Here is a 13,690-nt window from a genome sequence, read left to right as displayed (position 1 = left end):
GCGTAGCTCCTACAGGGGACGGTCCGGCCGGGAGTCGCGCAGCGTTCGCTTGCGCGGCTTCTCCTTGGTTTCACGACGCATCTTGCGAGGCTGACGGAGGCCCGTCAGGTCCTGGCTGCCCTGGTCATCCGTGTAGAGATCGTCCAGAAGGTTTCGCGTTATCTTCATGCCAGCGGTTTCGTGCTGTCCGTGGGAAAGGAGAGGCTAGGCCCGAGTCGTTGCTCTATTGTTAATGGATGGCGCCGCGCCGCTTAAGCTGGCAGATTTGACAGGCCCCGCCCAACACGACGCCAGAGCGGCGCCTAGAGCGGCCGCAACTTGCTCAACCAGCGTCGCCAACCCAGTTGCACCATGGGTTCGCCCTGGCGTTCGAGGAGGTCGGGCATCTCGCTGAAATTCACCCAGAGCTTGCCCTGCCAGTCGAGCATGTGCACCACCTGGCGCTCCCAGCGCAACTTGACGTAGCGTGGCATGCCGCTGTCGTCGGTGGCGCTGCGCAACTCCGGCACCACCTCGCCGCTGAGCCAGCGGCGCAATTCGCTGCCATCGCCGCGCTGCTGGTAGATCAGCGCGGCATACGCGCCGGACTCGCTGATCAGCCACTGCGCCTGGTCTTCGCCACGTTCGGAACGCAACGACTCCCGGCGCGCCTGGTCGTCGTCCAGGCGGGCGAGCATCTGTTCGGGCTGGCTGTGTTCGATGAGCCGGGCGAAGTCGTCGAGGACGAACCAGGCCTGGTCGTCGATCAGCAGCGCGCGCAGCAATCGCTGCTGTCGGAAGAAGTAGTGCGGGGCAAGCTGGGTATGGCCGTGCATAGGAGAAATCCTTCTCTGAGCTGTCCGCTGCCTGGCTTCTGCCGGCGCGGCAGGGAGACAGGCCGCTCGTGGGTGTTGGGCCAGCAGGCTGTGGCCTGCCGGGAACCGAAGTCGCCGGCGAAAAAAGCCTACTGACAGCGCCTGTAGGACGGCAATGGCTAAGCCTTGTACGAAGTCTCCGATGGCACAAGCCCGCTGAACAGCTAGGCCGTTCTGAACATTACGCCGGCATGGAGAAAACAGGGGATGGACGCTATGCTTGGGAACCCTTTTTTTGGTGGTTTTTTAAAGCCCTTTTAGATCAGAGGGTTAGAGATCGCTGCAAAAAGAGGGTTTTTCCGGGCTTTGGCGCTGGAGCCCTTGGAGCTTGGAAGGTTGATGGTTTTTTGGTCTAGTTCACTGCCGTATAGGCAGCTAAGAAATCCGCCATGCAGCCAGGGCTTACTCCGCTGCTGTTCACTGCCGTATAGGCAGCTAAGAAAAGGATGGCGACCCGCCAGCTGGGGGCGTCTCTGTTCACTGCCGTATAGGCAGCTAAGAAATTGCTGATCGAGGGCGGCTATCTGCTCGTATAGTTCACTGCCGTATAGGCAGCTAAGAAAAGGAACAGTGCGGGCCAGACCTACGAACTGTTGTTCACTGCCGTATAGGCAGCTAAGAAATGTCAGAAGGGATTACCGCGGACCTGGTCGCAGTTCACTGCCGTATAGGCAGCTAAGAAATCAGGCTCATTTCGTTGTCCTCGATGCCCCGGGTTCACTGCCGTATAGGCAGCTAAGAAAGGGAGGGCATGTGATGCGAGCAGACGAGTACCGTTCACTGCCGTATAGGCAGCTAAGAAAGGGCCCGACGGCTAGTAATTCGCGGAGGATGGGTTCACTGCCGTATAGGCAGCTAAGAAATGTCCGCAGCAGGCCGGTAATCCGGATAACTGGTTCACTGCCGTATAGGCAGCTAAGAAATGTCCGACAACCCGCATAGCATCCCTGAGCAAGTTCACTGCCGTATAGGCAGCTAAGAAAAAGGACTCTGATCTCTTGACTCACCATTTCCTGTTCACTGCCGTATAGGCAGCTAAGAAACGCTGCCATCCGGCGCATTTCCCTCTCATAGCGTTCACTGCCGTATAGGCAGCTAAGAAAAACATCCAGCCCGAGCTGAGCGATATCCCCCGGTTCACTGCCGTATAGGCAGCTAAGAAATGCTCGCTGATGACCAGCCGCAGCGCATGGTTGTTCACTGCCGTATAGGCAGCTAGGAAACGCAAAGCCCCGCAGGACAATGACTTGATATCGTTCACTGCCGTATAGGCAGCTAAGAAAAATCCGAGGCGGAGTTCAGCCACTTGGCATAGGTTCACTGCCGTATAGGCAGCCAAGAAAGCAGTGATCGAGCGCGCACGGTCGCGCAAGACGTTCACTGCCGTATAGGCAGCTAAGAAAAGAAGCGCATCCAGCGATACGAAGATGCACTCGTTCACTGCCGTATAGGCAGCTAAGAAAAACCAGCGTGTCGATGCCGAAGCGAAGGCCCGGTTCACTGCCGTATAGGCAGCTAAGAAAAGTGAGCACGATCATCATGTCGGCCTGCTGGCGTTCACTGCCGTATAGGCAGCTAAGAAAATCACCGGAGGCCACGGATTCGCTGTAGCTCAGTTCACTGCCGTATAGGCAGCTAAGAAAACCAGCTGCTGCGAGTGCTGGTTCGCGCTGGCGTTCACTGCCGTATAGGCAGCTAAGAAAATCACCGGAGGCCACGGATTCGCTGTAGCTCAGTTCACTGCCGTATAGGCAGCTAAGAAAACCAGCTGCTGCGAGTGCTGGTTCGCGCTGGCGTTCACTGCCGTATAGGCAGCTAAGAAAATCACCGGAGGCCACGGATTCGCTGTAGCTCAGTTCACTGCCGTATAGGCAGCTAAGAAAACCAGCTGCTGCGAGTGCTGGTTCGCGCTGGCGTTCACTGCCGTATAGGCAGCTAAAAAATGTCCCGAAGTTCATAAGCGGGCTTCGGGCGATTTCACTGCCACATAGGTCGTCAAGAAACGGCCAGCAGCCCTGAAGTATCGATTGATGCGGTTCGCTGTCGGCCGGGGTCACCAGTCGAAACGAAGTCCCTTTCCATGGAACTTCGTTGCGGACATGCCGATGAGGTGCTGACGGGGTTCTTCAGAACCAGGGAACGGAACCTCCTTTGCTCAACCCGTAACAGGTGAATCCTCCTTCCTCTGCCGTCGCCTGCAACGGCCCGTGGCGGATGAAGAGACGGAAGTGCTGTCCGGTGCTCTGGCTGCGTAGCGTGACGAAGGGCAGGTCCAAGGTTCTCGCGACCGTATCGGGAATGCGTTTCCGAGCCTCCTCCTCACTCAGATCGTGCCGGCGCATGAGCCGCCGCCGCAGGCGTTCCGGATTGCTTTTCGCCTGAACCCGACTGACCTGACGGTACGGTGTGGGGTGAGGCACGACTGCCGGTTCTCCGAATTGCAGATGGTCCCGCAACCCTTCCAGCCAGGGCCGGGCGAGCAGGGCACGAAGGTCGTCCGCCGAGGCATGAATGCGCAGGCGCTCGCCCAGCCGGGAGCGGCTTTCGTCGAGGTCGGGGAAGCTCACGCCGATCCTGTCCCCGCCCTGTGCCACCAGGGCCTGGTGGAGCTTGCCGAAGAGCACGCTCATGAGTTGCGCCGGGGGAAATTCCGGGTCCGGTCGCAAGCGAATGTCGAGGTAGTGGTCCATGGCTTACTTCTCTTCGGCTTCACCGAACACGCCGCCACGGATCAGGTTGGCGATCACATAGTGCTGTTGCTCCACGGCGGGCGCCTCGTCGCGCAGTACCCAGTTGTCGAGCAGCGTATAGAAGTCCAGCTTCTGCTTGGGCTGGCGATAGGCTTTGCCCTGGGACGTGACGGAGCCGTAGGGCTCCACGGCGATGGGGCCGAGGCCATCTTCGTCGGGATACCAGGTATCGATGGTGCGCAGGGCATTGCCGATCTTCTGCGAGTGGATGGCCGCGGCATCGCGCACGCTGTACAGGGTCTTGCTCTTCTGGCCTTTCTTGTCGCCTTTGTCGAGGATCAGTTCCTGGGAGGGGAAGACTTCCTGGCCATCGCCGATACGGGCGAAGGCGACCACTTCGAGCAGGACATGCCCGCTGCCTGAGAGGCCACTGGCGATCAGTTCAGCGAGCGCGTCCAGTTCGGCGTCGGCCTTGAAGTCGCGCAAGCCGATGGCCAGGGCGTCGAAGCGCCAGGCGCGAGCCACCTCGCCCTGGCGGATATGGTTGATACGGACTTCCACCGCTTCCGCGCCCACCCGGTTGCGCCACAGGAAGCGGGCGTTGGCCAGGTTGTGCGCATAACGACGAGCCAGCTCGGCGAAGCCCTGCTCGTTCACGTAGGTGGCGACCGTTTGCAGCAGCTTGTCACGGTAGGCCGCATCGTTGCAGGCAGACGGTGTTCCGGCGCCGCCGAGCACACGGAGGGTGAAGCGGACCTTGAGGGTGTCGGCGTCGCTCGGCAGGTTGGCCACGTCCACCGTCTGCAGGTTGGGCGACTGGATCGAGGCGTCCAGCTTGGCCGGGTCACGGTCCTTGGTCTTGAGGCGGTTGGAGATGGTGCCGCGTACGGACTTCTCGCGCACGGTCACGGCCGGCCATTCCTGCGAGGCGTCGCGTTGCGCCCAGGCGCCAGCGCTCATAAGGGCGTCGGAAGGGTCGAGCTTACGTTCGAAGGCGAGGACGGAAGCGGTGCTCAGTATTGGCTTGGACATGCTGATTTCCTTATGCGATGGCGTGTTCGACGAAACGGGGTGTGCTCCAGCGGTAGAGCCCTTTGTCAGGCTCGGCGTGGTGATACCAAAGCAGGTCCGATAACGCGGCGACGCGATGGGGGCTGAGCCATTCGCCCAGACCGAAGAGGTTTTCGACGAAGCGCAGCGGTGTTTCCCTATCACGGGCATTTCGCACTTCGCCGGGGAGGTACAGGGGTGACAGGGCGTTGTAGCCAGCCGGGATCGGCACCAGCCAGCCGGGCTTGTCGCGCACTTGCCAGGCTGCATCGGGCGGCGATGCTTCTTCTTCGGACGAGGTTGCAGGAGGCTCGAAGTTGATTCGACAAAGATCGAGCAGTGCATCGAGCGTGGTGGCTTCGGGGAGCGTGGTGCGCAAGGTTTCCAGATGTTGTTGCAACAACGCCTCGCGACTCACCAGGGCGAAGCCGGGGAGCAGGCGGCGGGTAAGCCGGCGCTGGTTCTTGCGCCGCTGTTCGTCGCTGCCACCCAGCATCAGCAGTTCGGCGTTCGGAGCCGGGAAGCGCTCATTGCACCAGGGCAGGATGCTGCCACCGGCGAGGCGCATGGCGCCAGCCTGCTCCTGTACCTGCCTGGCGATTTCCTGTGCGGGGTGATCGTCCAGACCATCGCCATGCACTCCGAGCAGCAGACTGACCTCCAGATGGGCGCGCCCTTCTTCGACGATGGCTGCGGTGGAACCGTCGCGGTTCAGCGGATTGCGGGTCAGGTTGAAGACCTTGGTGCGCTTGCCGGCCGGTTGCGATATCTGCGCTTCGAAGCGGTGACAGACGATGCCGACACCGTCCAGTTCGATATCGAGGGAGATTCCGACTCGACGCTGCAAGGCATGGACGAATCCGGTGAAAGCGCCGGGCGAAGGGAAACCCCAGGTCAAGGGGCTGGAAATGGCGTTGGCGTTCTGGATGGACAGGCGTGGCAGCAACAGCAGCGCCTCGGGATCAGTCACGCTCATCTTCGAGTATCTCCTTGAACATCGTCAGTTCCTTGCTCAGCTCCTGGCTCCATTGGGCGGCTTCCGGGCTACCCAGTATCTGACTGTCGCTGCTGACCGCCCGGTTCAGCCAGTTGGCGAAGCGATTTCCGACCTCGGCAGGCCAGTCACCTCGTAGTCGGCGCTGCAAGAACGTCTCATCGGTCTGTGCGCGCAACGGATCGAGCCAGAGCTGCTCCGCGTCATGCAGTTGGCACCCGGGGGTTGCGCTCCAGCCGGGCTCCAGTTCGCGCAGACGGGCGGCGTATTGCAGGGCTTCGTCGCAGATTTGCCCGACCAGTTGGGCGCGATATCTGCGGATGGTGAAATTGTTATGGCGGGTCTTGGCAAGGAGGCGCTGCAAGGTCCGGGTCAGCCGGGACACCTCAGGGCTTCTCCCGAAGTCATGTTCGAAGACCGAGGAATGGCGTATCGGTGCGCGCTGGTCCTGTCTTTGCCAATGTGGCGGAAGCGAAGGTAGCAACCAGTTCTCCCCATAGCGCTCGCTGTTCAACTGACTGATGTTCTGCGGCTTGGTACCGCCGAACTTCTGGATCGCCAGGTTGGGGTACTCGCTGAATCCGTGGGGCCATGACTCCTGGCGGCTGCGCGCTTCGCGTGCCGCCTTGGCCGCGTCGCCGAAGCGCGCTTCGCGGAGCAGAGCGTGGACGTGATGCACCAGACTGGTGGGAAACAGCGGTGCTAGCAGGTGGTAGCCGGAACCGGGCAGGGGAAAGTACAACTGCTTGGCCAGGCTGTGGGACGCGGGAGCGCCTTTGACGGCCGTGATGCCGATGAACGCTTGCCGCCATTCGCGAGCCTGTTCGGCGTTATCGGACAGCGCCTGTACTGCCTCGGCACTGTCTTCTGTCAGCCAGTTCAGAAGATTTTTACCCTGATACTGGAGACTAAGAAACTTGAATACGTCCAGCGCCGCGGCATTGCCCACCACATCGCTGACCAGCCTGTCACCTAGCTCATGGGAACCGGCGAGGCCCGGTTGCCCGGGTGCTTGCGGCAGGCTGTGCAGGTTGCTGCCGCGGGCGTCGGGATGGATCGGCTTGAGCGTGTGGGTCACCAACTGCAACTGGCCAACCCGCCGGGCGGCATCTGCCAGCCAGGCCTCCCGCCGGTGGGTGGCCAGCAATGTCTGGCGCTTGTCGTCTTCGTCGGGATGGAGTTTGTCCAGCTTGCCCTGGAGGCGCTCCTGGATGAAGGATTCGATGAACTGGCGAAGCTCCTGCCACGTAGGCGTTGGGAGGGGAGAGGTCATCCATGCCTCCTTGGTCGATTGTCATTGACGAGTGCTCGCATTCGAAAGCTGTGCTCCTCAGTTGTATTTCTTGAACCCCAAATAAGGGTGGTAGCTCCATCCCTGGGTGTTTTCTCGCAATCTCATCTCGCCGTAGCGCATGGCGCATTGACGCAGGTCGAGGTCCTCGCGGCCGGCCATTGCGACTAGCTCCTCCCGATAGTTGACCGTGCCCCATGTCTGGATGCGCGGGCCATAGGTGAGGTCGAGGTTGCGCAACAGGTTGTCCTGGTTGCTCCAGGTCCCTTCTTCGTAGCGGCTGAAATGCAAGCGCTCCTCGTCGTCCTCGTCCGGCAGCAGGGCGTAGCATCGCTCCTTGGCGCCTGCGCGAAATGGTTGGCTGGTTTGCAGGGCGCCGCTGAGCGATGCCGGGGTTTGCCACCAGAGCGGTACGCCGAGCAGGGACGACGGTGGGTCGTCGGCAAGCATCAGCGCGCGCAGGCGTCGGTGTTCCAGGTCGACCAACCGGCTGCGTGGGAACAGTGGGAACGGTTCGACGATTCGTGGGCTGGCGTCGATGCGGGCGAGTAGGGCGGGGTCGAGCAGGTCGTGCAGGTCGTGGCTGTCAAGAGGGAAGTCGGGAGTCTCGAAGCCGGGCCGCTGGAACGCCGGATTCTGCCCTTCCAGCGAGCGGATATTGCGCGATAGCAGGTACAGGTTGGCCTCGCCGCTGAAGCCGGAGCGATGGCGGCGGATTCGCCCGGCCAACTGGATGATCGAGCGCATGGAGGAGGGTTCGACGATGGCCCAGTCGTAATCGTGGTCGCGACCGACCTCCGCCACCGGCGAGGCGAGTACGACGAACAGATGATCCCGCTCCGTGCTGGCCTGGAGCGCCTTGGCCAGCGTCGGACGAGCGAACAGCGCGGCGGCGTCGTCGTCCGAACGCTTCAGCAGTTCATCGAGTTGTCGCTCGATGGCCGAGCGGACCAGAAGGGGATGCCGCGAATGGTAGACACACAGATGGACATGCAACCCCTCGGGCGCACCCTGGGCGAGGATGGCCTGGGCCAGTTCGATCAGGGGTTCGATGTTGGCCAGCCGTAACAGGCCGAAACTGATGCGACGTCCTTGGTGTTCGGTGTGATGGCAGCGATGCAGGTCAGCCATCCAGGTATTCATCTGCCCGGCCAACTCGCGGCACAGCGCGGGACGGGCCTCGCCAGCGGCATGCACGGTGCATAGCTGCGCCTGGCGACGTGGCGGCAGTTGCTCGAGCTTCGCCAGACGCTGGGCGACGAAGGTCGCGTGCGCTTCGCTGAAGGAGGTTACGGCGCCGTGGGCGCTGGATTGACTGGAAAACTCGTCGAACCAGGCGCAGCAGATTTCCGTAGCGCGTCCGGGAGCGCCACGATGGCGCTGGAAGATTTCCCGGCCGCTGCGATAGGCCTCGAACAGGCCCTGCACCAAGGCCGGCGGCAGGGTCGCGGAGGAGAGCAGCACGCGGCTGCCGAACAGGCCGGCCCAGTGCACCAGCCGCGACAGGGCGGGCAGGTCGTCGATATCGAAGTCGTCGACCTCGTCGAGCACCAGGTCGGAAGTCATCAGGCGGAGCAGTGGCGCTATCTGGTGTCCGCCGCGCAGGCTTTCGCTGGCGGGCACCAGGTGGTCGATGGTGCAGGCCAGGATGGGCGCCTGGAGTAGGCGGTTTCCCGCGCTGTTCCTGCCGAGCCACTCGCGTAGAGGGCCGTCCTCGAGCGTGCCGGCGAAATGTACATGGCTGTTTTCCGCCAGCAGTTCCTGGGCTGACTCGCTACCGCTGCGCTCCAGGCGCTCCTGCTGCTTTTCGAACAGTTCGCGGGCGGCGCTGCCGCCGACCAGGATAGCGAGGTCGTCGTCGCCCAGGCCGAGCCGCTCGCGGTAGGCCTGCCCGGTTTGCAGGGTCAAGCTGCGCAGGCCGAGAGCGATGCTGAAACGCGCGCCGCGTTGCGGATCGGCCAGCGCATACAGGATGCGGCCGTTGGCGAGGGTCTTACCGCAACCGGTCGACGCCAGGTTGAGGCCGAAGAATCCATGCTCCATAGCCTGCTCGCGGCAGGCCATCGCGCAGTCGTAGGCCTTGTCCTGCCAGCGGAAGCGCGGCTGCTCGACCCGGCGGGTGAAGCCCTTGTGCCGGGCAAGGCGCGGTAGTTGTCGCTCCAGGCGTGGCAGGGTGCCGGCGAGCTTGCGACTGTGCAGGGCGACGCCGAGCAGGTGTTCGTCCAGGCGCTGCTTTAGTTGGCCGCTGTCCCGGTCGGTGTTGGCGTGCAAGGGGAAGTTCGGGTCGCCCAGCCGGGAGTCGGCAGGGAGACTGGAATAGTGGTGGTCCGCGAGCATCAGGATCAGTCGGGACACATGCATGACGTAGGAGTCATGCAACAAGGCCGGTCCCCGAGCCAGCAGGCCGGGACGCTCGAGCATGCTCTGCGCGCATAGCGCTGTCCTGGCGCGCCAATGGGCGCTGGCGAAGGGCAGGCCGTGGGGGAACTGCCAGCAGGCGTCCTTTTCTTTTGCGTCTGCGTCGCGTGCACCGCACCATTGGCTCTGGATGGGGGCCGGCAAGCGTGCCAGCGAGGCGCTGCCGCGATGGTCCCCGTTGGGCAGGCGATGATGGCTGACGATCAACCAGCCGACCGCCTGGGCGAGCGGCGGTAGCCGGCTTTTCTGGAACGGGCCGGGTGGCGCGGGTTGCCGGTCGTCCCTGGCCAGTTGCGACAGCCAGGCATCGCCCGTCTCTCGCTTGTCCGCCAGGCGCCGCAGCCAGTCCTCGTCGCTGCTGCCTGGGCCAACGAAGGCTTCGAACAGGCGCAGTGATACCCATTCGTGACGATAGGCATCGGCCATCGGTTTGCCGCGGTTCCGCAGTTTGGCCTGGAAGGCCTGGCTGGCCTTGCCGATATCGTGGAACAGCGCTGCCATCACCGTCAGCAGGCGGATGTCCTCGGCGCTGTGCCAGTCGTTCTCGTCTTCCTTGCGCAGGATGTCGCGGCGGGTCCTGTTGGTCGGCACCGCACCCTGGGCGTTGAAGCGGCTGGCATCGCCGACGATCCACAGCAGTTCGCTGTGGTCGCGGCCGCGGATCCAGTGACAGGCTACGGCGGTGTTGCGCCGTGCGCTTTTCTTCAGCAGGCGTCGCAGGGTATCCAGTCCGGCTTGAGTGATGGGCGTTTGCCAGGTCCGTTCGCCGCGGCGCTCGGCGAACTGGTCGAGAATGCGGCGGGTTTCGCTCAGGGCGCGCTTTTCGCATTGCGACACCAGCAGGATGTTCATGCGGACACCGTGCTCCGCTGCGCCACGTCTTTCAGCGTGTCGATCATGAAGTCCAGGGCCTGTGCGCGGCTCAGGTTGTCCAGGCAGGCCTGGCGGAAGTCCTGTTCCTCGTCGCCGCGCATGGCGGAAAGAAATGCCTGCGGCAGGATCAGCGAGTCCTTGACCAGGTCCGCCACATCGAACACCAGGCCTCCGCGCCGGGTCTTGCCGTGTAGCACCGCCAGTCCATGGGGAATGCCCAGCACCCAGGTGGCGGTCGCCGCGAGGCCGTAGGCCAGGTAGTTGCCATGGTCGAGGAAGCGGTTGGCCGGGTCGCCGCCGCTGCCGCGCTTGGCGCGGACGAACTCGCCGTAGCGGGTGGCCTGGGCTGCGAGCTTGAACAGGCGCTTGCTCAGGCGCGCTTCTTCGGTCAGTAGATGCTCATGATTGGGAGCCTGCTCCAACGCTCGGGCGGAATCTTCCACGGCAACTGCCAGCGCGGTGGCATCGACGGCGAAGCCGGCGTCGCGCAATACGCGGTCTTCCAGCCAACTGTGGCGAATCCGCTCCAGCCTGGCCCGCTGGAAGTGCCGGGCGGCCTCCAGGCGTTTTTCCTCATCGAACCAGAAGCCGACCCAGCGCTGCAGGTATTCGGTGGGGCGGTATTCGCTCTGCGGCGTCAGCCAGGACACCTCGACGTCCACTTCGTTGGCGCTGAACAGCGGCGTTCCGCCGCCGCCGCAGAAGCCTACCAATACCCCGGCCCTGGCCAGTTCGCGCATGGCTGCCTGGGTAATGGAGGTACCGGTGCCCAGCAACAGGCTGGTGGTGTTGGCGATGGGGATGTTCCAGTAGTGCGAATGCCGGCCTTCGTCGGTGACGTACTCGACCCGCCCGCCGTTGACCAGTACCCGGCAGTGTTGCAGGTAGTACAGGTTGGCACGCTTGGAGTGAAGGATCGTCTTCAGTTCGCTGGGAGAAATGTCGTCCATGCTGACCGTGGCCTGTCCCTATCGGATCTATCGAATTCTGCGCCAAGGCAACTGTTTAGCGGATATGGCCGATTGCCGCTACCCCGTTTTCGTCTGTATGAGGAGCGTGAGCTTCCAAGCGGGGCACATTGTCGTGGACGGGCGAGGCTGGCGGGCGGGGTAGGAACTTTTATATTCGGATGTTTGGTAGCGGGATGGGGAGGGTGGTTCTGCCTAGACGGCAGCGAACCCGGTGGCTGTTGTGGCCGAGGTGGGTTCGAGTTTCTTAGCTGCCTACTCGGCAGTGAACGGCGAGCTACCGCCGACGTGGGGCCACTACGATTTCTTAGCTGCCTACACGGCAGTGAACAGGAATCGCCCACGCGGTAACACACTTCATACTTTCTTAGCTGCCTACACGGCAGTGAACGTCGACGACTATGTCGTGCAGCCCCGCAGTCATTTCTTAGCTGCCTACACGGCAGTGAACTCGTCGTGGTTGTAGGCCGCCTGCCACGTCTTTTTCTTAGCTGCCTACACGGCAGTGAACTACCAGTTTCTTAGACACCCGCGGCTTCTCAATTTCTTAGCTGCCTACACGGCAGTGAACAACCTCTACGAGCAGACCGAGTTGAAAGGACATTTCTTAGCTGCCTACACGGCAGTGAACACAGGTGATCCAGCACCAGGCCGTCAGGTATCTTTCTTAGCTGCCTACACGGCAGTGAACTACTGGTTCTTCGCCAACGGCCGGCGCTTCTGTTTCTTAGCTGCCTACACGGCAGTGAACGCCTGGACGGGCCGAACCAGGTCCAGGCCGCTTTTCTTAGCTGCCTACACGGCAGTGAACGGCGGGGATGGAAGCTTGCGCTCGGGGATGCCTTTCTTAGCTGCCTACACGGCAGTGAACGAGCAGATCCGCTATGGCATTCAGCAATGCCGTTTCTTAGCTGCCTACACGGCAGTGAACCAACTGGCGGCCGGCGCTCGGCAGTCCATTCTTTTCTTAGCTGCCTACACGGCAGTGAACGTGACCAAGGCGGCGGGCTCCGTGACGGGCGATTTCTTAGCTGCCTACACGGCAGTGAACACCGGGAACTGGGCGACGGACCAGAACCTCCTTTTCTTAGCTGCCTACACGGCAGTGAACACGCTACAAAGTCGACGTTGGCACTTTTATGCTTTCTTAGCTGCCTACACGGCAGTGAACGACGATGTGCAGCGTCACCGGTGTGATGGTCTTTTCTTAGCTGCCTACACGGCAGTGAACGCAGTTGCGACGTGTCGCACCCGCTTCGTTCCTTTCTTAGCTGCCTACACGGCAGTGAACAAAAATCACGTTCATCGAAAATCACACGTGATTTTCTTAGCTGCCTACACGGCAGTGAACATGCCCAGGTGCCGGTGCTCAGTCACGAACTTTTTCTTAGCTGCCTACACGGCAGTGAACTTGATCAATGCACTTCCGGTTCCGCAGTTTCTTTTCTTAGCTGCCTACACGGCAGTGAACGTTGATCAGGGCAACAGATGGGAGTTCGGACATTTCTTAGCTGCCTACACGGCAGTGAACCCGTGGTCACCTTTGTCCCGGTGACTCGCTAATTTCTTAGCTGCCTACACGGCAGTGAACCGGGCGGTCTGGCTGCTGCGGCGGCTGTGACTTTTCTTAGCTGCCTACACGGCAGTGAACTCAAGTTCGGGTCCGAGCTGGCCGCACACACCTTTCTTAGCTGCCTACACGGCAGTGAACAGTGCGGGGTTGAAAAGTGGCTGGGGCGTGATTTTCTTAGCTGCCTACACGGCAGTGAACGCGGCCTCTGTGGGCGTTCCTGATGTCGATCATTTCTTAGCTGCCTACACGGCAGTGAACAGCTGGTTGTAGACGGCGATGCACTGCTCGATTTTCTTAGCTGCCTACACGGCAGTGAACTGGAGGCGTCTTGTGAAGGCTCGCTGAGTCCTTTTCTTAGCTGCCTACACGGCAGTGAACGGGTTTTGACTATTGTCGGACCCGCTCTGGAGTTTCTTAGCTGCCTACACGGCAGTGAACGGGCACGCCGTGGGTTGGTGATGCATTCGGGTTTTCTTAGCTGCCTACACGGCAGTGAACTCGGGCTGCGCGGGTAATGGTGCAGCGCTCCATTTCTTAGCTGCCTACACGGCAGTGAACGAGATTGTCGGCGAGCTGATCCGTTTCATTTTTTTCTTAGCTGCCTACACGGCAGTGAACTTTTCGTAGATCCCGACGTCGAGGCGCAGAGTTTTCTTAGCTGCCTACACGGCAGTGAACAATGCCCGGACTTGCCGGGCTAATGAGGGGTATTTCTTAGCTGCCTACACGGCAGTGAACAATGGAGAGCAGTTCAGGTGCCGCAGCAATCATTTCTTAGCTGCCTACACGGCAGTGAACAACCACCCCGCCCCGGTTCGCCGGGGCATCGATTTCTTAGCTGCCTACACGGCAGTGAACGAAATGCTGGCTCGGCTGACAAAACTTGAGGATTTCTTAGCTGCCTACACGGCAGTGAACGAGCTAGCCCGGCGCCTAGGGGTTTCGCCCCATTTCTTAGCTGCCTACACGGCAGTGAACG

At 61.6% G+C, this 13,690-nt stretch carries 7 protein-coding genes and 2 CRISPR repeat arrays; all 7 genes read right to left on the bottom strand.

The features are described 5' to 3' along the window. Positions 1–302: 302 nt before the first annotated feature. The gene (locus HMPREF1224_RS13975) at positions 303–815 is read right to left on the bottom strand and encodes a BRO-N domain-containing protein (RefSeq protein ID WP_010793037.1); all 513 of its coding nucleotides are present in this window, start codon (positions 813–815) and stop codon (positions 303–305) included. Positions 816–1,209: 394 nt separating this feature from the next. After that, positions 1,210–2,797: a CRISPR direct-repeat array (repeat unit 28 nt; unit sequence GTTCACTGCCGTATAGGCAGCTAAGAAA). A 183-nt stretch (positions 2,798–2,980) separates the two neighbouring features. Continuing rightward, the gene (gene cas6f, locus HMPREF1224_RS13970; protein WP_003162920.1) at positions 2,981–3,544 is read right to left on the bottom strand and encodes a type I-F CRISPR-associated endoribonuclease Cas6/Csy4; all 564 of its coding nucleotides are present in this window, start codon (positions 3,542–3,544) and stop codon (positions 2,981–2,983) included. A 3-nt stretch (positions 3,545–3,547) separates the two neighbouring features. Beyond that, on the bottom strand, positions 3,548–4,576 hold the full coding sequence (gene csy3 / locus HMPREF1224_RS13965; protein WP_003143949.1) for a type I-F CRISPR-associated protein Csy3: 1,029 nt from the start codon (positions 4,574–4,576) through the stop codon (positions 3,548–3,550). 10 nt (positions 4,577–4,586) lie between these two features. Then, positions 4,587–5,570, bottom strand: a complete 984-nt coding sequence (csy2, locus tag HMPREF1224_RS13960) for a type I-F CRISPR-associated protein Csy2 (protein WP_003116910.1) — start codon at positions 5,568–5,570, stop codon at positions 4,587–4,589. Beyond that, entirely contained in the window at positions 5,557–6,861 is a 1,305-nt protein-coding gene (gene csy1 / locus HMPREF1224_RS13955) for a type I-F CRISPR-associated protein Csy1 (protein ID WP_004343803.1), read from the bottom strand. Before csy1 ends, csy2 begins: the two co-directional genes overlap by 14 nt. Before the next feature lie 57 nt (positions 6,862–6,918). Next, on the bottom strand, positions 6,919–10,149 hold the full coding sequence (gene cas3f / locus HMPREF1224_RS13950; protein WP_010793036.1) for a type I-F CRISPR-associated helicase Cas3f: 3,231 nt from the start codon (positions 10,147–10,149) through the stop codon (positions 6,919–6,921). Beyond that, entirely contained in the window at positions 10,146–11,120 is a 975-nt protein-coding gene (gene cas1f, locus HMPREF1224_RS13945) for a type I-F CRISPR-associated endonuclease Cas1f (protein ID WP_010793035.1), read from the bottom strand. The genes cas3f and cas1f overlap by 4 nt, the downstream gene beginning before the upstream one ends. A 261-nt stretch (positions 11,121–11,381) precedes the next feature. Beyond that, positions 11,382–13,690: a CRISPR direct-repeat array (repeat unit 28 nt; unit sequence TTTCTTAGCTGCCTACACGGCAGTGAAC).

Source organism: Pseudomonas sp. P179 (genome assembly GCF_000478485.2).
Lineage (GTDB): Bacteria > Pseudomonadota > Gammaproteobacteria > Pseudomonadales > Pseudomonadaceae > Pseudomonas > Pseudomonas aeruginosa.
The sequence above is the reverse complement of the archived record's forward strand: the minus strand, read 5'-3'. Positions and strand labels throughout refer to the sequence as shown.